The organism is Salinicola lusitanus, from assembly GCF_038648475.1.
Classification (GTDB): domain Bacteria; phylum Pseudomonadota; class Gammaproteobacteria; order Pseudomonadales; family Halomonadaceae; genus Salinicola; species Salinicola lusitanus.
This window is the reverse complement of sequence record NZ_CP151919.1, coordinates 2,493,745-2,518,267: the sequence shown is the minus strand read 5'-3', so window position 1 is coordinate 2,518,267 and position 24,523 is coordinate 2,493,745. Positions and strand designations below refer to the sequence as shown.

The window sequence follows — 24,523 nt, the reverse complement described above, 5'->3', positions numbered from 1 at the left end:
GTCAGGTTCGTCATTCACTTGAACCTGAACGCGAAAAACAGACTGATTGGCCGGCGCCAGAACCTAGCGCTCGGCGCGCGAAGCCGGCCATCTTACCATGGCCGCGCGGTCATACCACGCTCACACTAACGGTGACTCGAATCTCGGTCAGGCGTCGCCGCTGACCAGCTCGACCACCTCCAGATCGAAGCCGGAGAGCGCCGAGAAGCGCCACGGCGAACTCAACAGTCGCATCTTGCCGACACCGAGCTGACGCAGAATCTGCGCCCCGGTGCCGATGGAGAGGAAATTCCCCGCCCCGTCGGTAGCACTGTTGCGCGGCGACGCTCCCCGCCCCAGGACGTCGTCGAGCTGCTGCTTGAAGTCGCCTGGCGGGCGCGCATCATCCAGCAGCACGAACACGCCCGACTCCGCCCGGCCGATCTCGGCCAGTGCCGTGTGGGCTGTCCAGTGGCTGTCCGCCCGGCACAGCGCCAGCAGATCGCGAAGGGTATCGCCGCCATGCACCCGCACCGTCGTCGGCGTGTGCCGGGAGGGCTGCCCTTTGACCAGCGCCAGGTGGTGTCTGTCCTGAACGTTGTCGTGGAAGACATGCATGGTCATGTCGCCGAAGGCCGTTTGCACCGGCATCTGCTCGATGGCATCGACGGTGCGCTCGTTGAGCATGCGATAGTGGATCAGATCGGCAATGGTACCGATCTTGATGTCGTGCTCCGCCGCGAACCGCTCCAGTTCCGGCCGCCGAGCCATGGTGCCGTCGTCGTTCATGATCTCGCAGATCACGCCCGTCGCTTCGAAGCCGGCCATGGCGGCCAGATCGCAGGCCGCCTCGGTGTGGCCGGCACGGCGAAGCACGCCCCCCGGCTCCGCCATCAGCGGGAAGATATGCCCCGGCTGGACGATGTCTTCCGGCTTGGCGCCACGGGCCGCCGCAGCCCGGACCGTCAGGGCGCGGTCCGCCGCCGAGATGCCGGTGGAGACCCCCCTTGCGGCCTCGATGGAGACGGTGAACTTGGTGCCGTAACCGGAGCCGTTGTCGCTGACCATCAGCGGCAGCTTCAACTGCTGACAGCGTGATCTCGACATCGGCTGGCAGATCAGGCCGCGAGCATGGCGGGCCATGAAATTGATGTGGCTGGCCTCGACACACTCGGCCGCCATGATGATGTCGCCCTCGTTCTCGCGATCCTCGTCATCCATCAGGATGACCATCCTGCCCTGCCGGATCTCTTCCAACAGGACATCGATGCCGGCCAACTGATTCGATTGCGCTGTCGTCATTGATGATTCGTCCAATGAAACCGCCGTCTACTGAAACCACCAGGGGTCGATGCGGCACAGCCTACCTGTCGCGGGACGCGGACGCTACTGTCGGGTGCTGGTGACACAGCGCGCGACTGCCGACGCCCCCGTTCCGCCAGACTCAGCCCTCCCTGAGCGGGTGTGCCGAGATGCGCCAGTCGTCACCCAGCGCCCGGATATCGTCGATCTTCAGCCGCCGCTGCTGGCTCATCGTCGCCAGCCCCGGCAGCGCGAATAGCGGCCGCGCCTCGCTGCCCAGCAGCGTGGCCGCCATGAACAGTTCCAGCCGGTCGACACAATCGGCCTCGAGCAGCGCGCCGGCCAGCGTGGCACCGGTCTCGACCAGCACCTCGTTGCAGGCTTCCTGGGTGGCGAGATAACGCAGCAGCGCGGTGAACTCCACGCGCCCCTCGGCATTGGCGGGCATCACCACGACCTCGGCGCCAGCGGCTTCGAGCCTGCGGCGCCGCTCGCTCGCCTCCGTTTGAACCGTGAACACCAGCGTTCGCCCGGGCTCGCTCAGGCATGCCGCGGCCAGCGGCATACGCAGATGACTGTCCAAAACCACCCGCAACGGCTGGCGACGGGCGATGGATTCGGCGTCGTCCAGGCCGAGTTGCTCGGCCCGCACCGTCAGCCGGGAGTCGTCGAAGATGATCGATTCGACGCCGGTCAGAACCGCGCTGGACTCGGCCCGCAGTCGCTGAACCTGGCGCCGCGCGGCCGGACCGGTGATCCACTGGGACTCCCCGTCCGCCATCGCCGTACGGCCGTCCAGACTCATCGCCATCTTCAACGTGATCCTCGGCAACCCTTCGCGCATGCGGCGGATGAAACCGGGATTGAGCTGGCTGGCAGCCTCTTCCCGCAGCCCCACGGCGACTTCGACGCCCGCATCGCGCAGCATCGCGAAGCCCCGACCCGATACCTGCGGGTTGGGATCTTCCATTGCCGCGACGACCCGAGTCACGCCCGCCTCGATCAAGGCCAGGCTGCAAGGTCCGGTACGGCCAGTATGCGAACAGGGCTCGAGGGTGACGAAGGCGGTCGCTCCTCGAGCTGCCTCGCCGGCCGTCCGCAGCGCGTTGATCTCGGCGTGAGGCTCGCCGGCCCGGACGTGAAAGCCCTCCCCGACAATCCGGCCGTCCTTGACCAGCACGCAGCCGACCCGTGGGTTGGGATCACAGCTGTAGCGGCCCTGCCAGGCAAGCTGGATCGCCCGGTCCATGCAGGATTCCTGGGAGAGGGGTTCGAGAATAGATGAGGACATGAGGGCTCGCTCGATGGAGGAGGGAAAGCGAGGGGACGGTAGCGACAAAACAGGCGCCGATTCAGCCCTGGCCGCCCTCGTCACCCGACGAGAGACTCGGCTCCTGGGACAACCGATCGATCTCGGCTCGAAATTCGTCGAGATCCTGGAAACGGCGGTAGACGGAAGCGAAACGAATGTAGGCCACGTGATCGAGACGCTGCAGCGTCTCCATGACTTCTTCACCCACGTCTCGCGCTTCCACTTCCCGGTCGCCTCTGGCGCGCAACCGCTGGCGAATCCGTTCCACCGCTGCCTCGAACGACTCCACGCTGACGGGGCGTTTCTCCAGCGCACGCGCCATGCCCGCCCGCATCTTCTGCTCGTCGAAGCTCTCGCGGGAGCCATCGGACTTGACCACCCGCGGCATCACCAGCTCGGCGGTTTCATAGGTCGTGAAGCGCTCTCCACACTCCGCGCACTGACGACGACGCCGCACCTGATCCCCCTCGGCCACCAGCCGGGAGTCGGTCACCTTGGTATCGTGCGTACCACAGAAAGGGCAATGCATCGTCGGGGTCTACCTGTCAGCGTGGGCGATGAGCGTAACCGCCCCTCTTGTTGATGAATGCGGTAACGGTGCCGTATGAGAGAGCAGAGTGTACCGGTTTGGGCAACATAGCGGAAACACGCGGAAAAACCTTGGCGATTTTGATGTTGGCCCATCTTCTGCAAGGATGTTGTGACAATCCTTAACAACGAAGCCTTGAATCCCAGGCCGCGTACGTCAACCGCCGATACCAAGGAATCGCCCATGCCCAGTCGTGCCGCGAATTATCCCGCCCTTTCCGAGGAAGCCTTCATGGCCCGCGCCAGCGCGCGCCTGGAAGAGGTATATGGATCCCGCCGCGACGAGATCATGCGACGCCTGATGACGTTGCTGATGCACCAACGCAGTGCACTGGATACCTTGCCACGCCCCACCTGGAGTGAGCGCGATCAGATTCTGATCACTTATGGCGACACCATCATCGATGGAGAACGGCCGCCACTCGAGGTAATGGATGACTTTCTCGCCACTCGTCTGAACGGGACGTTCAGTGGCCTGCATATCCTGCCGTTCTTCCCCTGGAGCAGCGACGACGGCTTTTCGGTGATCCATTATCGCGAGGTGAACCCCAAGCTCGGAGACTGGCAGGATATCCGCCGGCTCGCCTCGCGAGTGGACTTGATGGTCGATCTCGTCATCAATCATGTCTCGCGCGATTCACTCTGGTTCATCGACTACCTCTCGGGCACGCAGCCGGGGCGCGACTACTTCATCGAGATGGACCCGGAGACGGATCTCTCCATGGTCACGCGGCCACGCAATTCGCCTCTCCTGGTGCCGGTATCGACACGTCGCGGAACACGCCACCTGTGGGCGACCTTCTCCGAAGACCAGATCGACCTCAATTTCGCCAATCCGGACGTACTGCTCGAATTCATCGGCATCCTGCTCTATTACGTCCAGCAGGGCGCGCGCATCATTCGCCTCGACGCCATCACCTACCTGTGGAAGGAGGTTGGCACCCCCTGTGTGCATCTGCCCCAGACGCACGCCATCGTCCGCCTGCTGCGGGCGATTCTCGACTTCATGGCACCGGGAACGCTGCTGATCACCGAGACCAACGTGCCACATCAAGAGAACATGAGCTACTTCGGTCTGGAACGCCTGGCTCCGGAGCCTCAGGCCGAGGGCCACGACGACGAATCGCCGTCGATGCCCGACGAAGCGCACATGATCTACCAGTTCACGCTGCCGCCTCTGCTGGTACACACGCTGACCAGCGGAGACGCCACCACGCTGGCCGACTGGGCGCGCAGCCTGCCGACGCTGCCACCGGGCTGCACCTACTTCAACTTCACCGCCAGCCACGACGGTATCGGCGTCAGGGCCCTCGAGGGTCTGCTGCCATCCCACGAACTGGAGATCATGCTCGAACTGATGCACCGCTTCGGCGGCTACGTCAGCATGAAGACCAACGCCGACGGTAGCGACTCGCCCTACGAGATCAACATCACCTACTACGACGCAATGAAGGGGACGCGTCGCGGCGCCGATGCGTGGCAGGTCGAGCGCTTCCTCTGCAGCCAGAACCTGATGCTGGCACTGCAGGGGATACCCGGCGTCTATTTTCATAGCCTGACCGCGACCCTCAACGACCACGGCGGCGTGGAACGCAGTGGCAAACTGCGCTCGATCAACCGTCGACGCTGGCCCAAGGAGGAGCTCGACGAACTCATCGACAGCCGCAGCACGCCGACCCGCGAGGCGTTCACCTCGCTGAAGCGACGACTCAACATTCGCGCCAACGAGCCCTGCTTTCATCCCGAAGCCGGTCAGCGAGTGCTCGACACGCCGCCCGGCATCTTCGCCATCGAACGCGGACCGCTCGCCAACGGGCGCCGCCTGCTGGCGATCTACAATATCAGTGACACGCGCCAGCCGCTGGAGATCGACGAGCTGAACGGTGGCGAGTGGTACGACGTGCTCAAGGATGGCAAGCGCTGGAGCCCGCATCCCGACGAGCGCGACATCCTGCGGCCCTACCGCAGCCTGTGGCTGGTCCAGCCCTGAGCGGTTCCCGCGATGGCCGGTGAGAGTCGGTTCGACTCTCGCCGGCCGTGGCCCAACTCCCGGCAAGCGCACGCATCCCGCCTACACCTCTCCTGCGTTATCCAGCTCCACCGCTTCGAACAGCCGGTCCTGGAGGTCGGGAATCGCCGCCTGGACCCGGTTCCAGCTGGGAATGAAAGGCTTGTCCCGCGGGGATTCGAAGAAGGCGGCGCCAGCCTGCATGATATTGTCGGCGAACAGCTCCACGGCGGCCTCTTCACTGTGGCGGTCCAGTTTGAGCCCGTTCATGGCGGCATCGTGGTCGTAGGCCTCGATCAGGTCCAGCGCCACGCGATAGTAGGTGGCCTTGACCGTACGGAAGCTCTCGACGCTCATCTCCACACCGAGCGTCGCCAGTTTGCGATACATCGCCTTGGCGATGTCCATGCTCATCCGGTTGAGCCCGCCGCTGGGGTCCTCCTCGGAGACCGGCTGATGCTTGTGGTCGTAGGCGTCGGCGATATCCACCTGGCACAGGCGCTTGGTCGAGAAGTTCCGGTGAACCTCGGAGAGCACGCCGATCTCCAGGCCCCAGTCGCTGGGAATGCGAATGCCGTCGAGCACGTCGGCGCGCATGGAGAATTCGCCGGATAGCGGGTAGCGGTAGCTGTCGAGATAGTCGAGATAAGGCAGCGGCCCGTAGATCATCTTGAAGGCCCGGATCAGCGGCGTGACCATCAACCGCGCCACCCGGCCGTTGAGCTTGCCGGAGGCGATTCGGGAGTAGTAGCCCTTGCAGAACTCGTAGTGGAAGCGCGGGTTGGCCACCGGGTAGATCAACCGCGCCAGGAGGCCGCGGTCGTAGGTGACGATATCGCAGTCGTGGAGCGCGACCGCCTCGGCCTTGCCGGATGCGCGGACGTAACCGGAGCAGTACCAGACGTTGCAGCCCTTGCCCGGCTCCAGGGGCGCCAGATTCTCCTGCGCCAGCTCCTGCTGGAGGGCCTGGAGTCGTGGGCCGTCGTTCCACAGGATGCGGTGGTGCTGAGGCAGGCGCGAGAAAAACTCCCGTGCCTTGAGAAACTGCTCGCGATCGGCGCGATCGAGACCGATGACGATTTCGCTGAGATAAGGCACCTTGCACAGTTCGTCGACGATGTGCGAGAGCGCCGGACCCTCCAGCTCGGAGTAGAGCGATGGCAGAATCAGCCCCATCGGCCGAGTGCGGGAGAACCGTTTGAGATCGTTCTCCAGGGCTTCCACCGAGCGCCGCGTCAGGTTGTGGAAATTGGTAATGATACCGTTCTGATAAAAATCACTCATGAAGTACCCTCTTCGTATTGTCGTTTTGGCGTCGATCCGTGACGCCTGTCATCAGGTCGATATCTTCGACTACTGCGGCTCGCCACTCTCCCATCCCGGCTCCTGGGCCAGCCAATGCGCGACACCCTCCGACCAACCGGCCGGTCCTCGCGCTTGCGTTCGATAGACCCGGGCACTCTCCAGGGTCATCGGCTGGCCATGATGGGCGGCAATGATGACGGCCATGTCCGTCGTCGACAGCAGCGCCAGATCGTTGGGCCCATCACCGAGACCCAGCGTCCTCGGCCGATAGCCACGTAACGACTCGAACCGGGCCAGCAGCCATTCGGCGGCCTGCCCCTTGTCGACCGCGCCCATGACATGCCAGAACCGGCCGCCTCGGGTCAGGCGCAGGCCATCGACGCGCAGGGTCTCATGCAAAGCTTGCAGTTTAGTGTCGTCGTCCTCCCACACCAGCGGTTCGCTCCCTTCCCGACTCATCGCCTGCTCGGCAGCGACAGCACTGAGCCCCGTGAGCTCCCGAACCTCGGCCAGCTCCATCTCCCCCATTCGGCGGAAGCGCAGGCCATGGCGCTCGCGCACCACATCCAGACGGCGTCGGATGAAGTCGACATCCATGCTCGGGGTCTTGACCACCAGGCCGTCCGGCGAGGCCGGGTCACGATCCAGTCGCGCATGCTGCCAGGCTGGCGGCAGGCCGATTACGGCGCCGTTCTCGGCGATGAAGGGTGTCTGCTCCAGCCCCAGCTCCTGGCGGAGTGCCAGCAGTTCGGCACGGGTCTTGCTGGTGGTGGGGATGACCGGGATCGCCCGCTGCTCGAGACGCTGCAGCCACGAAGCGGCAGGCTGCCAGTCGTAGGTATCGTGGTCCAGCAACGACCCGTCGAGATCGGTGAACACCAGCAACGGTGGCTTGTTCAAGGTCGGCTGTGTCATGGCTTCACCCGCATCGCATCACCTCGTCATGTCGTACGCGATCGGCTGCTTGTCGGCAGTCGTATAGGTGAAGGTAGCACGTATCATGCCAAACACGACGGCTCGCGCCATGGGAGCCGGATACGGCTCCTCGGCGGTGCTGCCGGCCCACGGGCGCGGGGGCCAGCGCACCATTTTGGCGCACTGGCGGCTCGCGACACGGGGGTGTCAGTAGCGGGCGTGTCTTGCCGCGATCGCGATGACGCCGGCCAGGGTCGCACGGTCGCTATCGATCGCCTCGACCGCGATCCCGGCGGCCTCCAGCGCCAGGGTATAACTCTGCCGCAGCGAGTCGGCACCGACGAGATACACCTTGTCGAGTTCGCGACGAGCCGCTTGCATGGCCCTTACCTCCTCGCCGATCAAGACGCCGGAAAGAAAGCTGCCGATCTGCGGCGATTCGAGCCCGGCGTAGAGATGGCGGCTGCGGGCTTCGAACAGAGCATGCATCACGCCCCCGGGGCAGCCGGCGCGGGAAACGCCGAGGCGAAACGCGCCCTCGTCGAACGGCGCGTCTTCACGGGCCGGCTCTCCCGGCAGGGTGTGGAAACGCACCGCGTGGTAGAGCTCGCCGGTCATCATGGTGGTAAACGCCGTCATGCGGCCGGCATCGAGGCGCGCCCACTTGCTGTGGGTGCCCGGCAGGCAGCAGTCGCCACCGTCCGCGCCAGCAAGCGCCAGGGCGCCAAAGGCCTGAACCTCCTCCCCCCGCATCACGTCGACGTGGGCCGGGGTCACCTGCTTGACCCCCGGCACGATCCAGACGTTGTCGAGGCCCGGCGCGGCGACCACGTTCTGGGCCAGATCGGCGGCGGAGACCGGGAGTTCCAGCTGCGGCGCCTCGTGCCAGCCCCGCGCGGAACCGACCATGCCGGCCAGGTAGACCGGGATTTTTTTAGCGCCCGAAGCCGCGCCTTCAGCACCCAAAGCCGCGCCTTCAACGCCCGAAGCCGCGCCCTTAGCGCCTGAAGCCGCGCCGCCGCCCTCCCGCCAGTCGTCGGTCTGCGACGCGCAGTAGTGGGGGAATTCGCTTTGAGTCAGCGCGCGCAGGCCGGAGGCCGACCGCCGGCTGTCCAGCACCTCGCCGCTGGCGGTGTCGACCAGAAAGGCGCGGAAGTTGCTGGTTCCCCAGTCGATGACGATCAGGCGCGCCGGTGCCTCGCCACTCATGCGTCCGCCTCGCGTTCCATCTGCTCCGCGTGGTGCGCGACTTCGAGCAGCCGACGCCACTCCGCGACCAGCTCGGCCGCGATCTCGCCGACTTCCGCCGCCTTGCGTCCCGGCTTGTAGAGGTTGCTGCCGAAGCCGAAGCCGGCCACCCCGAAGGCGTGCCACTCGCTCATGTTGCTCTTGTCGATGCCGCCGACCGCCAGCACCGGCAGGCCCTTGGGCAGGATCGCACTGATATCCTTGAAGTAGCCCGTGCCCAGGCGTGCCGCCGGGAACAGCTTGAGCGCCGTCGCCCCGGCCTTGGCCGCGGCCAGCGCCTCGCTTGGCGTCATGCAGCCGATCATCGGTGCCAGGCCGTGCTCGACACCGGCCCGAATCACCTCCGGGTCGGTATTGGGTGTGATCAACAGCGGCGCATCGAGATCGGCCAGCCGCTCGGCGTGCATCGGGTCCAGCACCGTGCCCGCCCCGATCACGACATCGTCCGGACAGCGCCTGGCGATCGCGGCGATGCTGTCCCACGCCCGCGGGGAGTTGAGCGGGATCTCGATCAGCTTGAACCCCGCCGCCACCAGCGCGTCGAACACGGCGTCGATCTCTTCCGGCGTGATCCCGCGCAGGATCGCCACCAACGGCCGTTCGCGCAGCGCCGCCTCCAGGGCGAATTTGCGTGTCTCGTTCATTTCTCTCTCCTCGTTTCGGCCAGTCTAGGGCCGCGCGTTGGAGCGCAGCCAGCAGAGCATCAGCATGTAGCGCTCGAGAGCCAGCCGGACCACATTTTCCTGGAGGCTCTGCGTCGGCGAACAAAGACGGCTGAGCGCCCAGTACGGTGCGCTCGAGAGCCAGCCGAGCGAGCTGAAGCGCAAGGCGCCCGGCGCACAGAACCCGGAGCATATGGGGTATATGTGAGGAGTTCGCGCACCGGGCAACACGGCGATTCACTCGCGCAGGCGGCTATCGAGTGTGCCGTTACCATTCCGCGACGGAACCATCTTCATGGGTCCAGACGGGGTTACGCCAGCGGTGACCGACCTTGGAACGCTCCTCGACGAACGCTTCGTCGATCTCGACCCCCAACCCCGGGCCCTGAGGGATCGCACAGTAGCCGTCCTCGATGGCCAGGGCGTTCTTGTCCACCAGGTAATCGAGCACGTCGTTGTCCCGATTGTAGTGGATGCCCATGCTCTGCTCCTGGATGAAGGCGTTGTGGCTGACGGCATCGACGTGTAGAGAAGCCGCCAACGTCAACGGTCCCAGCGGGCAGTGAGGGGCCAGCGCCACATCGAAGCAGGAGGCCAGCGTGGCGATCTTCATGCCCTCGCTGATACCGCCGCAGTGGGACAGATCGGGCTGGACGATGTCGACCATGCCTTCGACCAGCAGATCGCGAAACTGGTAGCGGGTGTGCAACCGCTCCCCGGTGGCGATGGGGTAGCCGAGGCCGCCGGCGATATGCTTGAGGCTGGGCAGGTGTTCCGGCAGCACCGGCTCCTCGACGAACATCGGATGATACGGTTCCAGCTCCCGCAGCAGCGCCTTGGCCATGGGGCGATGGACGCGACCGTGGAAGTCGATGCCGATACCGACATCCGGCCCCACGGCGTCGCGGGCCTCGGCGACACGGGCGACCGCCTCGTCCACCTTGGCATGAGAGTCGACGATCGCCATCTCGGCGGTGCCGTTCATCTTGAACGCGGTAAAGCCTTTATCGACCAGCGCCTTGGCGCCCGCGCCCACATCGCTGGGCCTGTCGCCCCCGGTCCAGGCGTACATCCGCATCCTGTCGCGACAGGCTCCGCCCAGCAGTTGGTGCACCGGCACGCCGAGATCGCGGCCCTTGAGATCCCATAGCGCCTGGTCGATACCGGCGATGGCACTCATCAGGATCGGCCCGCCACGATAGAACCCCGCGCGATAGAGGATGTTCCACAAGTGCTCGATACGGCGCGGGTCCTGGCCGATCAGATAGTCGGAGAGCTCGTGTACGGCGGCCTCCACCGTGGCGGCGCGCCCCTCCACCACCGGTTCGCCCCAGCCGTAGCAGCCTTCGTCGGTCTCGATCTTGAGAAACAACCAGCGCGGCGGCACCTGCCAGGTCTTCAAGCGGGTAATCTTCATGGTTCACCTTTTTCTGCAATGCGATTCGTTCAATTCAGCCCCCGCCGACGCCAGCCGGGGCGACGCAGCCAGGGCGGTCGGTAGCTCGAGCACCGCCGTCACCGCTCTCCGGTCGATGACGGCATCACGATCGCCGGCGGATTCTCGACCAGATCCTCCATGCCGAGGTCACGGCCGGTACGCTTGAGCACCGACAGCGCCGCTTCGGCTGCCTGCTGGGGCTGACGCAGGCGGATCGCCTCCATCACCCGCCGGTGGCGCGTCATGCTGTCAGCGAGATCCTTGGCACTGTGCAGCGTGGCGCTCTGGTTGGAGCGCTCGACGATCAGCGCGATGGCCGGTTTGAGCACATGACTGATCTGCGCCCAGATCAGGTTGTGGGAAGCGGCGAAGATCGCCTCGTGGAATGCCACGTCGTAAGCGTTGTAGCTCTCTCCCTGCCAGTGCAGGTCCTCGCGCTCGAGCGTGCGGGCCATGCCTTCGTAGGCGGTTTCGATGGCCAGCAGATCCGAGGCGGTGGCATGGGTGGCAGCCAGGCCGGCAACGAACGGCTCCACCGCCACGCGAAAGGCGAAGACTTCCCGCTGGAGATGTGGGTTGGGCCGGGCGTAGCGTGCCATCCAGGCGCTGACCTGGGGATCGAGAAGATGCCAGGAGGCCAGCTCGCAGACCCGCGTCCCCTGTCCGGAAATACGCACCAGCAAGCCGGCGTTGACCAGTTTCTGCAGCGCACTGCGAACGGTGCTGCGGCTGACACCGAAGCGCTCGCAGAGATCGACTTCCCGCGGGATCATGGCGCCGATCGCGTAGCGCCCGCCAAACACGGCCTCGGCCAGCGCTTCGGCGATATCGGGCTTCGGCCCGCTGGAAGGGCAGGTTGCTGGAGGGTCTGCTGCCATTGCGATGTTCAACTCACAGCCGCTTATGTCCGACATAGCTTCAAGCAAGTGGATGTGCGTGGCTGTTAGACCATGGTCACAGACAAGACTAAAGTTGTAAGAACTCCCCTCTCACTCCCCCGTTTTGCGGCAGCGCATTCACCCCTCCTTTTCTCATCTTTTGCCCGGGCCCGCCACCGCTGCGGTCAAGATCTGGGGTCTTCGCGCGCCGTCGGGCGGCCATGGCCATAACGAAAATGCCCCTCCGAGGAGGGGCATCGTAAACCGCAAGCCGGGGCCGATCAGCGATAGACCGGGAGCCGGGAGCAGACGGCCTCGACCCTGGTCTTGACCTCGCCTTCGACCTGGCTGGAGTCGCCCTGCTGCATGGCATCGAGAATATCGCAGATCCAGCCGGCCAGATCGCGGCACTCGGCCTCACCGAAACCGCGTGTGGTCACCGCGGGGGTGCCGATACGCAGGCCGGACGTCACGAACGGGCTCTGCGGGTCGTCCGGCACCGCATTCTTGTTGACGGTGATATGAGCACGACCCAGCGCCGCATCGGCATCCTTCCCGGTCAGCCCCTGCTTGACCAGCGACAGCAGGAAGAGATGATCCTCGGTACCACCGGACACCACTTCGTAGCCACGCTCAATGAAGACGCCGGCCATCGCCTGGGCGTTCTTGACCACCTGCTGCTGGTAGGTCTTGAACTCGGGGTCCATCGCCTCCTTGAAGCAGATCGCCTTGGCCGCGATCACGTGCATCAGCGGCCCGCCCTGCCCGCCGGGGAAGACGGCGGACTGCAGCTTCTTCTCGATCTCGGCGTCGTTCTCGGCCGACAGGATCAGGCCCCCGCGCGGGCCCCGCAGCGTCTTGTGCGTGGTGGTGGTGACCACGTGGGCATGAGGCAGCGGGCTAGGATAGACGCCTGCCGCGACCAGGCCGGCGACATGGGCCATGTCGACCAGCAGGAAGGCACCCACGCTGTCGGCGATCTCGCGGAACTTGGCCCAGTCGATGATCTGGGAGTAGGCCGAGAAGCCAGCGATGATCATCTTGGGCTGATGTTCCTTGGCCAGCTTGGCGACTTCCTCGTAATCGATCCGACCGCTGGCGTCGATGCCGTACTGGACCGCGTTGTAGTGCTTGCCCGAAAAGCTCGGCTTGGCGCCGTGGGTCAGGTGGCCACCGGCATCCAGGCTCATGCCCAGCACGGTGTCGCCCGGCTTGACCAGCGCCTGGAAAACCGCACCGTTGGCTTGCGAGCCGGAGTGCGGCTGGACATTGGCGTAGCTCGCGCCGAACAGCTCCTTGGCGTAGTCGATGGCCATCTGCTCGACCACGTCGACATGCTCGCAACCGCCGTAGTAGCGCTTGCCGGGATAACCTTCCGCGTACTTGTTGGTCAGTTGCGTGCCCTGCGCCTGCATCACGCGCGGGCTGGCATAGTTTTCGGAAGCGATCAGCTCGATATGGGCTTCCTGGCGCGCGACTTCCTGCTGCATCGCGTCCCAAAGGGCATCATCGAATCCGGCAATCTGCATCTCTCGGGTGAACATCGACGGGAATCCTCGGCTCGGGGATGGTTCAACTACCAGCGGCGCCAGTCCGGCATCCGGCGGCTCGATCTCAAAATCGTAAGCGCACGGTTTGAAAAGGCGGCGAGCGAAACCCAGACAAGTCAGGAGTCGGCGAGGAAGCGGAATTTACACGAGCGTAAACGCGCCTTTCGAACCGATCTTCAACGCTGTATGGGCGAGCGCAGGCTCTTTTCAGGTGCAGCGTGGGGCGCAATGATACCCCAGCGCTGACGGCCTTTCCTATGAAAGTCCGTCATGCGCTGAACCATAATTTCTCACCTTGGCTTTAGCTTGGGTAAAACATGCCCGGGAGCGTCGTCCGTCGTCCCGCCCCCGTCACATTCGCTATCCTGCGGTGGCTTCATGCCCCCCCATCAGGTCTCTCCCAACAATCGCAGGCTGGCCATCGGCGCCTGCCGGCGGGTCCCCCGGGAGAGCAGAAAACCGACGCCGCCCACCAGCGCCGCCCCCAATAGCGGCATGATCCCCCACATCAGCCAGTGCATTCTCGGCACCAACCCCAGCCAGCCATAGATGCCCAGCGCCGCCGCTTCCGCCAGTGCGGCGCCCAGCAAGCCGCTGACAAGACCGAGCAAGGCGAATTCGGCCAACTGCATGCGAGACAGCGTCCGGTTACCGGCACCGAACACCCTCAGCAGCGCGCCTTCGTGGGCGCGTGCCGGGCGACTGGCGGTCAACGCCGCGTAGAGGACGCTGACCCCGGCCAGCAGCACGAAGCCCAGCACGAACTCGATGGCTCGGGTCACCTGGCCGAGGATGCCACGGACCTGTTCCAGCAACGCCTCGACATTGAGCACCGACACGCCGGGATATCGCTGCACCATCTCACCCAGCATTTGGTTGCCGCCGTCGGGAAGGTGGAAGGAGGTGATATAGCTGTGACCTAAACCCTCCAGCGCCCCGGGAGGAAAGATGATGAAGAAATTGGGCTGAAAGCTCTCCCAGTCCAGATGGCGCAGACTGGTGATTCGGCCCGTGATGCTGTCACTGCCGATGGTGAAGGTCATCTCGTCACCCAGGGACAGGCCCAGCCGCCCGGCCAGCTCCTCCTCGACCGAGATCGGCACGGTACCATCGCCCGACGCCACGTCGGTGTCGAACCACCGGCCCTCGGTGATCCGGTTACCCTCGGGCAGTGCGGCGCGCCAGGTCAGGTTGAGGTCGCGGCGAAGTGCGCCGTCGTTGCGGGACTCTTCGGGCACCCGCTGCGCCGGCGGCTCACCGTCGATGGCGGTCAGGCGCCCGCGCACCATCGGGTACAGGCCGCTGGCGCTGTCGGCAGCGTCCTCGATCAGCGTTTCGACCCCGGCCCGCTCCTGCGGCTGGATATTGATCGCGAAGTAGTTGGGGGTATCGACCGGCAGTTGGGCCTGCCAGGTAGTGAGCAGGTCACCTCTGACCAGCGCGATGATCGCCATCGCCGCGAAGGTGACGGAAAAAGCCAGCAGTTGCCCCAGGCTGGCCGTGCGCCGGCGCGCCAACTGACGTCCGCCCAGTTGCCAGGCCCGCCCCTTTTGCCCCCCTTGTGGCAAGCGAGCCAGCACGGCGAGCAGCAGTTGCAACATCGCCTGCCCCACCCCCCACAGTACGACCAGCGCTACCAGGCCGCCCAGCAGAATGCCCAGCGCCAGCACCGGGTCGCCGGAGTAGAGCCACAGCAGGGCACCGAACACGAGACTCGCGAACGCCACGACCAGCCACCCGGCGGCCGGAATCGGGTCGAGCTCGCGCCGCAGCACCTTGAGCGCACTGACACGCTTCAGCCTCAGTAGCGTCGGTCCGGCGAAGCCCACCAGCACCGCGAGGGCCGTCAGAACGCCCATCAGCCAGGGCATTCCGCCCGGCGGCGGCAGTTCCAGCGGCAGAAAGCGGGTCAACAGTGCCAGCAGCACCGCCTGCCCCGCCAGCCCCAGCAAGGCCCCCACCACCGCCGCGACGAGGCCCAGCCATGCCAGTTGCCAGGCGAAGAGCTGGCCCAGTTGCCGTTGCGAGGCACCGAAGCAGCGCAGCAGCGCCGCGGTATCGAGATGGCGATCGACATAGCGCCGCGTGGCCATGGCCACGGCCACCCCGGCAAGCAGAACCGCCGCCAGCCCTGCCAGGCTCAGATACTTCTGCGCCCGGTCTAGGGAGCGTCCCAGACTGGGCCTGTCCACCCGCACGTCTCGGATCTCGACCCCGGCTTCGCGCAGCGCTTCGAGTCGCGCGGCGAGTCCGTCGATGGCGGCTGGCGGCCCGGCGGCCAGCAGCTCGTACTCGATTCGCGAACCGGGCCTGACCAGCTCCGTCGCCTCGAGGTCCTGGATGTTGAGCATGATGCGCGGTGTCAGCCCGGCGAACCCGGCCTGCTGGTCAGGTTCACGATCGATCAGGCCGGTGATGGTCAACGACAGTGCCCCGACCTGGACACGATCACCAATGCCCGCATCCAGCAGTTGCGCCAGCCTGGGTGCGATCCACGCGCTGCCCGGCGCCGGGCCGTGATCAACGCCTTCGACGCCACTGCCCCGATCGACCCGAACCTTGCCGTAGAGCGGATAGTGGTCATCCACCACCTTGAGACCCGCCGGCTGGAAGGCATCCCCCTGGCTCACCATCGACACCAGGTCGACCTGGTCGCTCAGCTCGAGCCCGGCACGACGAAGCTCTTGGCGAAGCTCATCGTCGAATGCCCGCCCCTGCTCCAGCACCAGATCACCGCCGAGCAGTTGCCCCGCCTGTCGCGTCAGGCCCCGGTCGAGACGGTCGAGAAAGAAACCGATCATGGTGGTGGCCGCCACGGCCAGGGCCAACGCGACGAACAGCGCCCGGACATCGGCGGCACGCAGGTCGCGCCTGAGCCCCTTGAGCGAGAGCGCGATCAGCTTCATGCCTCGACTCCTCGCCGCTGCTCGATCGCCGTCAGCGCACCGCCCTCGAGCCGGAGGCAGCGGTCGCACCGCGTCGCCAGCGCCATGTCGTGGGTGACGAGGATCAGGGTTGTCCCGGATTCGCGATTGAGGTCGAAGAGCAGATCGATGATGCGACTACCCGTCGCCTCGTCGAGATTGCCGGTGGGCTCGTCGGCGAAGACCAGATCGGGATCGGCCACGAACGCGCGCGCCACCGCCACCCGTTGCTGCTCGCCGCCGGAGAGCTGCTTGGGCAGGTGATCGAGACGCTCGCCCAGCCCGACACGCTCGAGCCACTGACGACTTTTGGCCGCCACGTCTTGCCGAGGCGACAGTTCCAGCGGCAACATAACGTTTTCCAAGGCAGTAAGCGTGGGTAATAACTGGAAGTTCTGAAAGACGAAACCGACACGGCCGGCGCGGAGAGCTGCGCGTCCATCCTCGTCCAGGTCGCTCAGCGACTGGCCGAACATCTGGAGCTCTCCCGAGCTGGGTGCGTCGAGCCCCGCCAGCAGACCCAGCAGAGTGGATTTACCGGCGCCGGAACTTCCCACGATGGCTACACTCTCACCGCAGTCGACATCCAGCGTCAGCGATTCGAGAATAACCAGCTCTCGTTCTCCACTTGTTACCCGTTTGGCGAGCTGGCTGGCGTGTAGAATTCGCTTTCGTTCATGGTCGGAGGAGTGAGACATGGTGCCTGGTTTCCCTGTGTTTGGTAGCAAGATGCCTATCGCCAAGCTGGCAAGGCGCTGTGCGGGTGGCGCACTGTTATTGTGTGTTGCCGTGCTATCGCTGACGCCGGGCGCAGCCCGCGCCGACACCATCCTGGTGATGGGCGACAGCTTGAGCGCAGCCTATGGCATCGATCCACAGGCCGGATGGGTCACTCTGCTGGAAAAGCGGTTGGGTAGTGAGCATGAAGTCGTCAATGCCAGCATCAGTGGCGAGACGACATCGGGTGGCTCGGCACGGCTTCCCGAAGTTCTCGGACAATATCATCCCGATATCGTTCTGCTGGAGCTCGGCGGCAATGATGGGCTGCGCGGACTTTCCCCCCAGCAGATGCAGGTCAACCTGGCGAAGATGATCGAGCGCAGCCAGAAGGAGAACGCCAAGGTTCTGCTGCTCGGCATCGAGGTACCCCCCAATTACGGTCCCGCCTATACAGACGCTTTCCGTGACGTGTTCACCCAACTGGCTCACGACTACCAGGTCCCCCTGTTGCCATTCCTGCTCGAGGGCGTCGATCTCGACACCATGCTGCAGGATGACGGCATCCACCCCACCGCCGAGGCCCAACCCATTATTCTCGACAACGTCTGGTCGAAACTGGAACCAATGCTGACGCCATCGACCAACGCGGCCGGCTGATGGCGCATCGACCTCGGGTGTCGCGCGCGCGGGTCAAGCCCGACCGAACCGCTGGCGATGACGTCTCGGCCTGCTATCGTTAACATATTGAAAACGCTCGCGACATGATGCATCGCGAGCAGGACCGGCAAGGAGGCTGAGTAATGGAAACGGAGACGGCTTTGGTCGCCGCCTACCAGCTCGACGGCAAGGGCGGCGGTACGCTGCTCAGTGTCCGTCAGCTTCGAGAGGCCTGGGTCGACCCCGAGCGGCCGCTCTGGATGCATCTCGATTTCCGCCACGAGGATGTCCATACCTACCTGGAGGAGATCGCCGGACTCGACGAGGCACCGATCGAGGCCCTGCTGGAGGAAGATACCCGGCCGCGCGTCGCCAAGTTCCGTAATGGTGCCGTCAGCACCCTGCGCGGGATCAATCTCAACCCCGGTGCCGCGCCCGAGGATCTCATATCGCTGCGTATCTGGAGTGCCCCGAACCGTCTGATAACCCTGCGCCGTCGCCCGCTGAAATCCGTCGGCGACGTGCGCGAGCGGATCGACGACGGCAGCGGCGCGCTGTCGATCTCGGACCTGCTGGCCTGGTTGACGGAAGCCTTGGTGGACAAGGTCGGTGATGTCGCGCACCAGCTCGACGACCGCTTGGGGGAACTCGAGGAAGACCAGCTCAGCGACCGGGAGATCGATCCCGACGACCTCTCCCGCCTACGCCGGTCGCTGATCACGCTGCGGCGCTTCATGGGGCCGCAGCGTGACTGCCTGGACCAGATTGCCCACGGCCCCAGCTGGTACGACGAGGACACCAAGGTATCGATCCGCGAAAGCGCCAACCAGTTATCCCGCTATGTGGAAGATTTTCACGCCATGCAGGAGCGCGCCTTGATCCTGCAGGAACAGCTCTTCAGCGAACACAACGAACGCCTCAATCAGCGCATGTACATGCTGGCGATCGTCACCACCGTGTTCTTGCCACTCAGCTTCCTGACCGGGCTTCTCGGGATCAACGTGGGTGGCATACCCGGCGCCAACAGTCCCTACGGCTTCGTGGTCTTTCTGGCGATTACCGCTCTCGTGGGCGGCTGGGTGATGTGGCTGCTCAAGCGCAAGCACTGGTGGTAGCTGGAAGCTGGAAGAGAGGATGCAATCAACGATACTGCCACAAGCTCAGGGGATTGGCCTTGCTTGCTCTTCCCACTTCCAGGCGCGCAGCGCCGCTCTTCCAGCTTCAGGCTTTATCTCTATCGGTATGCCCCAGGTCGCGTCCGGGATCCAGGCGGTCACGGACCCGGCGCTTCAGCTCCTTGATATCGGGGAAACCGCCGTCGCGCTTGCGCTCCCATAGCGTCTCGTCGTCGTAGAGCACCTCGAAGTGCCCGCCATGACTGGGTGCCAACGCCACCTGATCGAGATCTTCGCCAAAGGTCTGCAGCAGCTCCTGGGCATACCAGCCGGCGCGCAGCAGCCACTGGCATTGCGTACAATAATGAATTCGAATGCGAGCCATGAATCTTTGTCTCCTTCCAGCGGACGGTATCGAGGCCCACCATCATGCGTCCGAACCCCGCTCGCACTCAATCCAAGGGATCGGCGTCGTCTTCTGTCGTAGCTCGTAGCTCGTAGCTCGTAGCTCGTAGCTCGTAGCTCGTAGCTCGTAGCTCGTAGCTCGTAGCTCGCCATAAAAAAACAGGGAACGTTTTCATGTCAGTCAAAGAAACCAGCCTCACCCGCCTCTTCGAGCGCGTCACCGGCGACGAAGACAGCCGAATGTGTCGCGACATCTCCGACGAAGCCTGCCAGGAGCAGCCCGGCAACTTCTTCCGCCACCTCGTCGCCGCCCTCGGCAACAAGCTGGCGGACGAACTCTCCAACGCCCGCCTGATACTGCCCTGGCTGATGGGCGCCATCGGAGCACCGGTCTGGATGGTGGGATTGCTGGTCCCGATCCGCGAGGCGGGCGCGCTGCTGCCGCAATTGCTGATCGCCGGCTACATCCGGCTGCGCCCCATTCGCAAGTGGGTGTGGGTCGCCGGCGGTGTCATCCAGGCCATTGGCGCCCTCTGCCTGACGCTGCTGGCACTGTTCGGCCAGGGCGGCTGGGGCGGTGCACTGGTGCTGATCGCCCTGACCGGGCTGTCGCTGGGGCGCGGGCTCTCTTCGGTCGCCACCAAGGACGTTCTCGGCAAGACCATCGCCAAGCAGCGTCGGGGGACGTTGATGGGGTGGAGCGCCAGCGTCGCCGGCGCCCTGACACTGCTCGTCGGTGCCGTCCTGATTCTCCTCGGCAATCAGCCGGGCACCCTGGCACTGGCCATTCTGCTGTTCGCCGCCGCCTTGGGGTGGGGCTTGAACGCACTGTGTGCCGCCCTGATTCACGAAGCCCCGGGCGCCACCGAGGGCGGTGCCAACGCCTGGGACAGCGTCAAGCAAGGTATTGCCCTGATGCGGCGCGATCGCCGCTTCCTGCATTTCAATCTCTCGCGCGCACTGTTGCTGTCCAGCGCCCTCGCGCTCCCCTATCTTGCCCTGCTCGGACAGCAGAACAGCGGCACCGACCTGGCCAGCCTCGGCATCCTGATCCTGACCTCCGGGGGCGCAAGCATGATCGCCGGCCCGATCTGGGGCCGGCTGGCGGACCGTTCCAGTCGCCGGGTGATGCGCGACAGCGCCATCGGAGCGGCCGCGTGCTGTCTCGCCGGCGCCGCCTGCGTATGGCTGCCCGAGTCCGTACGCACCAGCGTGTGGCCATATGCCGTGGTCTATGGTTTGTTGATGATTGCCCACGCCGGCATTCGCCTGGGGCGCAAGACCTATGTCGTGGATCTCGCGGACAGCGACACCCGCGCGCTCTATGTCGCCTTCTCGAATACCTTTACCGGTATCCTGATGCTCGTCGTCGGCCTGCTTCTGGGCGCATTCGCCCAATGGCTGGGCAGCGCGGGCCTGTTGCTGGTCCTCGCGGCGCTGGCCATCGCGGCCGCCTTGAGCTCCCACGCCCTTGCCGAGGTCGAGTCGGAGCCCCGCTCGTAAAGCGTTGTAATCCCACGGCACCGTGGCATCATTATCGATCGTATCGTCCCTACAATCCGTCGAATGCCCAGTCTGGAGGCAAGGATGGCCAGTACCAACAAACGCCCCCCCATGATCAGCCCGGCTCTATTGGAGCGCATCGTCAACGCCTCGGATGACGGCATCGTAGTGGCCGAACAGGAAGGCGACGAGAACATTCTGATCTACGCCAATGAAGGCTTCGAGCGCCTGACGGGCTACAGCATCGACGAGATCCTCTATCGCGACTGTCGCTTCCTCCAGAATGGCGATCGTGACCAGCCGGCCATCGACCGGGTTCGCACGGCCCTGCGTGAGGGCAAGTCCTGTCGGGAAGTGCTGCGCAATTATCGCAAGGACGGCAGTCCGTTCTGGAACGAGCTGTCGATCACGCCGGTCTACGACGACGAAGATCAGCTCACCTACTTCATCGGCGTGCAGAAGGATGTCACCAATCTCGCAGAGGCGCTGCAGGAGCTCGAGACGCTGAAGGCCGAGCCAGATACGGCGTGACCGCACCACTCGACGCAGCTCTTATCGCCGCCTCTCGCGGCGATAGTTTTTTTTAACCAGGAAAGTCTTGTACCGATTGGCTTTCGACGATATATAGCCCGAAGCGTCACTGAGATGCGATTTCACGGGAGGGCCAAAATATGAGCCGTGAGGAATATATCGACGATCAGGATTTTTCCGAAGCCATCAACGACGAGCAGTTCGAACGTCCCCGCAGCAGCAAGGCCGACACATTGCGCGCGCGACGACAGGTCGAGGCGCTGCTGGAAGAGCGCCGCCTGAAACGTGCCATCGAAGACGACTGGTACGACGAATACGGCGACGAGGAGGAGTAGACGGTCTCCGACCCGGTGTCATCCGACGGGCGCTTCGGCGCCCGTTCGCATTGTCGGCATGACTGGTTTACCCTTCTTCATCCAGGCCGCGCCCGGCCGACGGGCGCTCCAGCGCTGACTCGCTGTTTCTATCCACCGCGACACATAACCGGATTTCCATGGCGCAATACGTTTACACCATGAACCGGGTGGGCAAGGTCGTCCCCCCGAAGCGCGAGATCCTCAAAGACATCTCGCTATCCTTCTTCCCCGGCGCCAAGATCGGCGTGCTCGGCCTCAACGGCTCGGGGAAATCGACGCTGCTGCGCATCATGGCCGGCGTCGACACCGAACACAACGGCGAAGCGCGCCCGATGCCAGGGCTCAACATCGGTTACCTGCCACAGGAGCCGGCGCTGGACGATGACAAGAACGTCCGCGAGATCGTCGAAGAGGCGCTTGGCGAAGTCAAGAAAGCCCAGGAGCAGCTCGAAGCGGTCTATGCCGCCTATGCCGAGCCGGATGCCGACTTCGACGCCCTGGCCGCCGAGCAGGCCCGGCTGGAGAATATCATCGAGGCAGCCGACGCCCACAATATCGAGCGCAAGCTGGAAGTGGCCGCCGAAGCGCTGCGCCTTCCGCCGTGGGAGGCGAGCGTCGCCAACCTCTCCGGAGGCGAGCGCCGCCGCGTGGCACTGTGCCGCCTGCTGTTGTCCAGCCCCGACATGCTGCTGCTCGACGAACCGACCAACCACCTCGACGCCGAATCGGTGGCCTGGCTCGAGCGCTTCCTCCACGACTACCCCGGCACGGTCGTCGCAATCACTCACGATCGTTACTTTCTCGACAACGTCGCCGGCTGGATCCTGGAACTCGACCGCGGCCACGGCATTCCCTTCGAAGGCAACTACTCCCAGTGGCTCGAGTCCAAGGAGAAACGGCTCGAGCAGGAAGCCAAGCAGGAAGCCGGGCGCCAGCGCGCGATCAAGCAGGAGCTGGAGTGGGTCCGCCAGAATGCCAAGGGTCGCCAGGCCAAGAGCAAGGCGCGTCTCAACCGCTTCGAGGAGCTGCAGTCCGGGGACTACCAGAAGCGTAACGAGACCAACGAGATCTACATTCCGCCGGGGCCGCGGCTCGGCGACAAGGTCATCGAGTTCCACGACGTCAGCAAGCGCTTCGACGAGAAGATGCTGTTCGACAACCTCTCCTTCCAGGTACCGACCGGCGCCATCGTCGGCATCGTCGGCGGTAACGGGGCGGGCAAGTCGACGCTGTTCAAGCTGATCGCCGGCACGGAGCAACCCGATGGCGGCGAAGTCGTGCTCGGCGATACCGTCGACGTCGCCTATGTCGAACAGCTACGCGATCACTTCGACAATACCCAGACGGTGTGGGAAGCGGTTTCCGATGGCCAGGACATCCTCAATATCAATGGCTACGAGGTCTCTTCCCGCGCCTATGTCGGCCGCTTCAACTTCAAGGGCACCGACCAGCAGAAGCGCTTGAGCGATCTCTCGGGCGGCGAACGAGGCCGCCTTCAGTTGGCGCAGACGCTCAAGCAGGCGGCCAACGTCCTGCTGCTGGATGAGCCGTCCAACGATCTCGACATCGAGACGCTGCGGGCACTGGAAGAAGCCTTGCTGGCCTTCCCTGGCTGCGCGCTGGTCATCTCACACGACCGCTGGTTCCTCGACCGCATCGCGACGCATATCCTGGCGTACGAGGGAGATTCGAAGGTGGTCTTCTTCGAGGGGAACTACACCGACTATGAAGCGGATTACCACAAGCGAGTGGGCAATGACACGCCGAAGCGAATGAAATACAAGCGCATCGACGCCTGAAAGACAAACCGTTTCACGCTGCCGACCCAATACGCAAATACCCCGCCATCCAGGCGGGGTATTTGTTGGTGACGATGACGCTCGCCCGTGGCGAGTCTCAGCGCCCTCTTCCCCGGATCAGCGAAACGACGAAGAGAATCAGGAAAATCACGAACAACACTTTGGCGATCGTCGCGGCGGCACCGGCAATACCCCCGAACCCCAAGACTCCGGCAATGATGGCGACGATAAGAAAAATCACGGCGTAGCTAAGCATGGCAACTCTTCCTGTGCTGGCCTGTTGGACTTGCCGATCCGGCTTTCTCGCCTTTTCGGCAAACCGCCCTCTCGTTCCATGAGGACAGTCTAAGCCTTGTCGCTCGCCGCACTTTCGTCAAGTTCCGCGTGCAATAACCCGTTCAATAGAATGAACTATCGCCCGGCGGGCGCGTCTTGAATCGTCGATGCAGCCAGAGATACTGCTCTGGATGACGACGAATCGCCTGCTCGATGAAGGCGTTGACCTGTGCCGCATCGGCCACATCGTCTCCACTGGGGAAGTCTTTCAGGGGCGGCAGGTATTCCAGGGTGTAGGTACGGTTGTCCGGATTGCGATGAAACATCAGCGGCATTACCGGCGCGCCGGTCATTCGGGCGATCTTGGCGGTCAGCTTGATCGAGGCGGCGGGGACGCCGAAGAAAGGCGCGAACACGCTCGCCTCGCGGCCAAAGTCCTGATCCGGCGAATACCAGACCGCGTGACCCGACTTGATCCTGCGGACCACGCCACGAAGATCGTGGCGATCGATGGCCGCACCGAAGATTCCGCGCCGCGCACGCGTCATGAAGTCCTCGAAAACCGGGTTGTCATGGGGCCGATAAACCACGTCGGCGGGGAAGAACAGTGAGTGCAGCGCGCCACCCAAATCGAGCGTGGAGAAATGAATCCCGATGATCAGCGCGCCCTTTCCCTGCGCCATGGCGCGCTCCATGTGCTCGGTACCGCGAAAGGTCACGCGGTGGCGCAGGTGTTCGGGGTCGCGGCACCAGCCGGTCGCCGTCTCGAGGATGCCGATCCCGTTGGCGACGAAGGTCTTCCTGACCAGCTCCGCGCGTTGTCGATCGTCGAGCTCAGGGAAACAGAGCGCCAGATTGGTGTCGGTGATATGGCGACGCCGCTTGGCGAGCTTCCAGCTCAGCAATCCGATGCCTCGACCCAGCGCCAGCTTGAGGCGCCAGGGCAGCAGCGCGCCCGCCCGCATCAACCCGATGCCGAGCCAGGCACCCCAGTAACGAGGATGGGCGTGGTTGGCAGGATAGACTTTCTTTGGCATGTCCCTTCCGATTCT

22 protein-coding genes are annotated in these 24,523 nt (G+C 64.5%); 7 read left to right on the top strand and 15 right to left on the bottom strand.

From position 1 onward, the window contains the following. Positions 1–147: 147 nt before the first annotated feature. From ribBA to nrdR, 3 genes are all read right to left on the bottom strand, one after another. Positions 148–1,281, bottom strand: coding sequence for a bifunctional 3,4-dihydroxy-2-butanone-4-phosphate synthase/GTP cyclohydrolase II (gene ribBA, locus AAGT95_RS11405; protein ID WP_342593853.1), 1,134 nt, complete (start codon positions 1,279–1,281; stop codon positions 148–150). A gap of 142 nt (positions 1,282–1,423) precedes the next feature. Further along, positions 1,424–2,572 carry a bifunctional diaminohydroxyphosphoribosylaminopyrimidine deaminase/5-amino-6-(5-phosphoribosylamino)uracil reductase RibD gene (ribD, locus tag AAGT95_RS11400; protein ID WP_342593852.1) on the bottom strand — a complete coding sequence of 383 codons (1,149 nt, stop codon included), beginning with the start codon at positions 2,570–2,572 and terminating at the stop codon, positions 1,424–1,426. A 61-nt stretch (positions 2,573–2,633) separates the two neighbouring features. After that, on the bottom strand, positions 2,634–3,122 hold the full coding sequence (nrdR, locus tag AAGT95_RS11395) for a transcriptional regulator NrdR (RefSeq protein ID WP_110602993.1): 489 nt from the start codon (positions 3,120–3,122) through the stop codon (positions 2,634–2,636). A gap of 243 nt (positions 3,123–3,365) precedes the next feature. Between nrdR and AAGT95_RS11390 the strand changes: the two genes are divergently transcribed. Then, on the top strand, positions 3,366–5,171 hold the full coding sequence (locus AAGT95_RS11390) for a sugar phosphorylase (protein WP_342593851.1): 1,806 nt from the start codon (positions 3,366–3,368) through the stop codon (positions 5,169–5,171). An 81-nt stretch (positions 5,172–5,252) separates the two neighbouring features. Here AAGT95_RS11390 and AAGT95_RS11385 read toward each other — a convergent pair whose 3' ends face one another. The 9 genes from AAGT95_RS11385 to AAGT95_RS11345 form a co-directional block, all read right to left on the bottom strand. Next, on the bottom strand, positions 5,253–6,473 hold the full coding sequence (locus AAGT95_RS11385; protein WP_342593850.1) for a glycosyl transferase: 1,221 nt from the start codon (positions 6,471–6,473) through the stop codon (positions 5,253–5,255). 69 nt (positions 6,474–6,542) lie between these two features. After that, positions 6,543–7,409: an HAD-IIB family hydrolase gene (locus tag AAGT95_RS11380; RefSeq protein ID WP_342593849.1), complete on the bottom strand. Its 867-nt coding sequence runs from the start codon at positions 7,407–7,409 to the stop codon at positions 6,543–6,545. Positions 7,410–7,616: 207 nt separating this feature from the next. Next, the gene (locus AAGT95_RS11375; protein ID WP_342593848.1) at positions 7,617–8,618 is read right to left on the bottom strand and encodes a 2-dehydro-3-deoxygalactonokinase; all 1,002 of its coding nucleotides are present in this window, start codon (positions 8,616–8,618) and stop codon (positions 7,617–7,619) included. Next, positions 8,615–9,301, bottom strand: coding sequence for a 2-dehydro-3-deoxy-6-phosphogalactonate aldolase (locus AAGT95_RS11370; RefSeq protein ID WP_110602985.1), 687 nt, complete (start codon positions 9,299–9,301; stop codon positions 8,615–8,617). The genes AAGT95_RS11375 and AAGT95_RS11370 overlap by 4 nt, the downstream gene beginning before the upstream one ends. Positions 9,302–9,587: 286 nt before the next feature. Further along, a complete protein-coding gene (dgoD, locus tag AAGT95_RS11365) occupies positions 9,588–10,736 on the bottom strand; it encodes a galactonate dehydratase (RefSeq protein ID WP_110602984.1) in 1,149 nt (382 codons plus the stop codon). 98 nt (positions 10,737–10,834) lie between these two features. Further along, positions 10,835–11,635, bottom strand: a complete 801-nt coding sequence (locus AAGT95_RS11360) for a FadR/GntR family transcriptional regulator (protein WP_110602982.1) — start codon at positions 11,633–11,635, stop codon at positions 10,835–10,837. A gap of 281 nt (positions 11,636–11,916) precedes the next feature. Next, the gene (gene glyA, locus AAGT95_RS11355) at positions 11,917–13,179 is read right to left on the bottom strand and encodes a serine hydroxymethyltransferase (RefSeq protein ID WP_110602980.1); all 1,263 of its coding nucleotides are present in this window, start codon (positions 13,177–13,179) and stop codon (positions 11,917–11,919) included. A 395-nt stretch (positions 13,180–13,574) separates the two neighbouring features. Beyond that, positions 13,575–16,091, bottom strand: a complete 2,517-nt coding sequence (locus tag AAGT95_RS11350) for an ABC transporter permease (protein ID WP_342593847.1) — start codon at positions 16,089–16,091, stop codon at positions 13,575–13,577. Further along, a complete protein-coding gene (locus AAGT95_RS11345; protein WP_342593846.1) occupies positions 16,088–16,807 on the bottom strand; it encodes an ABC transporter ATP-binding protein in 720 nt (239 codons plus the stop codon). Before AAGT95_RS11345 ends, AAGT95_RS11350 begins: the two co-directional genes overlap by 4 nt. Positions 16,808–16,838: 31 nt before the next feature. On the opposite strand from AAGT95_RS11345, the gene AAGT95_RS11340 reads away from it, so the two are divergent. Together AAGT95_RS11340 and AAGT95_RS11335 are read left to right on the top strand one after the other, a co-directional pair. Beyond that, the gene (locus AAGT95_RS11340; RefSeq protein ID WP_342593845.1) at positions 16,839–17,486 is read left to right on the top strand and encodes an arylesterase; all 648 of its coding nucleotides are present in this window, start codon (positions 16,839–16,841) and stop codon (positions 17,484–17,486) included. A 143-nt stretch (positions 17,487–17,629) separates the two neighbouring features. Then, positions 17,630–18,601, top strand: coding sequence for a zinc transporter ZntB (locus tag AAGT95_RS11335; RefSeq protein ID WP_110602975.1), 972 nt, complete (start codon positions 17,630–17,632; stop codon positions 18,599–18,601). A gap of 106 nt (positions 18,602–18,707) precedes the next feature. Here AAGT95_RS11335 and AAGT95_RS11330 read toward each other — a convergent pair whose 3' ends face one another. Then, positions 18,708–18,986, bottom strand: coding sequence for a SelT/SelW/SelH family protein (locus AAGT95_RS11330; RefSeq protein WP_110602974.1), 279 nt, complete (start codon positions 18,984–18,986; stop codon positions 18,708–18,710). 194 nt (positions 18,987–19,180) lie between these two features. Here AAGT95_RS11330 and AAGT95_RS11325 point away from each other — a divergent pair, with 194 nt between their 5' ends. From AAGT95_RS11325 to ettA, 4 genes are all read left to right on the top strand, one after another. Beyond that, the gene (locus tag AAGT95_RS11325; RefSeq protein WP_342593844.1) at positions 19,181–20,509 is read left to right on the top strand and encodes an MFS transporter; all 1,329 of its coding nucleotides are present in this window, start codon (positions 19,181–19,183) and stop codon (positions 20,507–20,509) included. Between the two features lie 84 nt (positions 20,510–20,593). Next, complete coding sequence (locus AAGT95_RS11320) at positions 20,594–21,040, top strand: PAS domain-containing protein (RefSeq protein ID WP_240612466.1); 447 nt, start codon at positions 20,594–20,596, stop codon at positions 21,038–21,040. A 140-nt stretch (positions 21,041–21,180) separates the two neighbouring features. Continuing rightward, positions 21,181–21,375: a PA3496 family putative envelope integrity protein gene (locus tag AAGT95_RS11315; protein WP_110602970.1), complete on the top strand. Its 195-nt coding sequence runs from the start codon at positions 21,181–21,183 to the stop codon at positions 21,373–21,375. A 158-nt stretch (positions 21,376–21,533) separates the two neighbouring features. Next, positions 21,534–23,195, top strand: coding sequence for an energy-dependent translational throttle protein EttA (gene ettA / locus AAGT95_RS11310; protein WP_110709506.1), 1,662 nt, complete (start codon positions 21,534–21,536; stop codon positions 23,193–23,195). A 97-nt stretch (positions 23,196–23,292) separates the two neighbouring features. Here the strand turns inward: ettA and AAGT95_RS11305 are convergent, their stop codons facing one another. Both AAGT95_RS11305 and lpxL read right to left on the bottom strand, forming a co-directional pair. Next, on the bottom strand, positions 23,293–23,451 hold the full coding sequence (locus tag AAGT95_RS11305) for a DUF1328 domain-containing protein (RefSeq protein WP_071231586.1): 159 nt from the start codon (positions 23,449–23,451) through the stop codon (positions 23,293–23,295). Between the two features lie 142 nt (positions 23,452–23,593). Beyond that, positions 23,594–24,508: an LpxL/LpxP family Kdo(2)-lipid IV(A) lauroyl/palmitoleoyl acyltransferase gene (gene lpxL / locus AAGT95_RS11300; RefSeq protein WP_110602968.1), complete on the bottom strand. Its 915-nt coding sequence runs from the start codon at positions 24,506–24,508 to the stop codon at positions 23,594–23,596. Between the last annotated feature and the right edge of the window lie 15 nt (positions 24,509–24,523).

Bases quoted from the DNA above. Each gene is read 5' to 3' on its own strand.
- AAGT95_RS11330 (WP_110602974.1), bottom strand. From the start codon at position 18,986: ATGGCTCGCATTCGAATTCATTATTGTACGCAATGCCAGTGGCTGCTG.
- AAGT95_RS11390 (WP_342593851.1), top strand. From the start codon at position 3,366: ATGCCCAGTCGTGCCGCGAATTATCCCGCCCTTTCCGAGGAAGCCTTC.
- lpxL (WP_110602968.1), bottom strand. From the start codon at position 24,508: ATGCCAAAGAAAGTCTATCCTGCCAACCACGCCCATCCTCGTTACTGG.
- AAGT95_RS11305 (WP_071231586.1), bottom strand. From the start codon at position 23,451: ATGCTTAGCTACGCCGTGATTTTTCTTATCGTCGCCATCATTGCCGGA.
- AAGT95_RS11370 (WP_110602985.1), bottom strand. From the start codon at position 9,301: ATGAACGAGACACGCAAATTCGCCCTGGAGGCGGCGCTGCGCGAACGG.
- AAGT95_RS11315 (WP_110602970.1), top strand. From the start codon at position 21,181: ATGAGCCGTGAGGAATATATCGACGATCAGGATTTTTCCGAAGCCATC.
- AAGT95_RS11360 (WP_110602982.1), bottom strand. From the start codon at position 11,635: ATGGCAGCAGACCCTCCAGCAACCTGCCCTTCCAGCGGGCCGAAGCCC.
- dgoD (WP_110602984.1), bottom strand. From the start codon at position 10,736: ATGAAGATTACCCGCTTGAAGACCTGGCAGGTGCCGCCGCGCTGGTTG.
- AAGT95_RS11350 (WP_342593847.1), bottom strand. From the start codon at position 16,091: ATGAAGCTGATCGCGCTCTCGCTCAAGGGGCTCAGGCGCGACCTGCGT.
- AAGT95_RS11340 (WP_342593845.1), top strand. From the start codon at position 16,839: ATGCCTATCGCCAAGCTGGCAAGGCGCTGTGCGGGTGGCGCACTGTTA.
- AAGT95_RS11320 (WP_240612466.1), top strand. From the start codon at position 20,594: ATGGCCAGTACCAACAAACGCCCCCCCATGATCAGCCCGGCTCTATTG.
- ettA (WP_110709506.1), top strand. From the start codon at position 21,534: ATGGCGCAATACGTTTACACCATGAACCGGGTGGGCAAGGTCGTCCCC.
- glyA (WP_110602980.1), bottom strand. From the start codon at position 13,179: ATGTTCACCCGAGAGATGCAGATTGCCGGATTCGATGATGCCCTTTGG.
- AAGT95_RS11325 (WP_342593844.1), top strand. From the start codon at position 19,181: ATGTCAGTCAAAGAAACCAGCCTCACCCGCCTCTTCGAGCGCGTCACC.
- AAGT95_RS11385 (WP_342593850.1), bottom strand. From the start codon at position 6,473: ATGAGTGATTTTTATCAGAACGGTATCATTACCAATTTCCACAACCTG.
- AAGT95_RS11375 (WP_342593848.1), bottom strand. From the start codon at position 8,618: ATGAGTGGCGAGGCACCGGCGCGCCTGATCGTCATCGACTGGGGAACC.
- nrdR (WP_110602993.1), bottom strand. From the start codon at position 3,122: ATGCATTGCCCTTTCTGTGGTACGCACGATACCAAGGTGACCGACTCC.
- ribBA (WP_342593853.1), bottom strand. From the start codon at position 1,281: ATGACGACAGCGCAATCGAATCAGTTGGCCGGCATCGATGTCCTGTTG.
- AAGT95_RS11335 (WP_110602975.1), top strand. From the start codon at position 17,630: ATGGAAACGGAGACGGCTTTGGTCGCCGCCTACCAGCTCGACGGCAAG.
- ribD (WP_342593852.1), bottom strand. From the start codon at position 2,572: ATGTCCTCATCTATTCTCGAACCCCTCTCCCAGGAATCCTGCATGGAC.
- AAGT95_RS11380 (WP_342593849.1), bottom strand. From the start codon at position 7,409: ATGACACAGCCGACCTTGAACAAGCCACCGTTGCTGGTGTTCACCGAT.
- AAGT95_RS11345 (WP_342593846.1), bottom strand. From the start codon at position 16,807: ATGTCTCACTCCTCCGACCATGAACGAAAGCGAATTCTACACGCCAGC.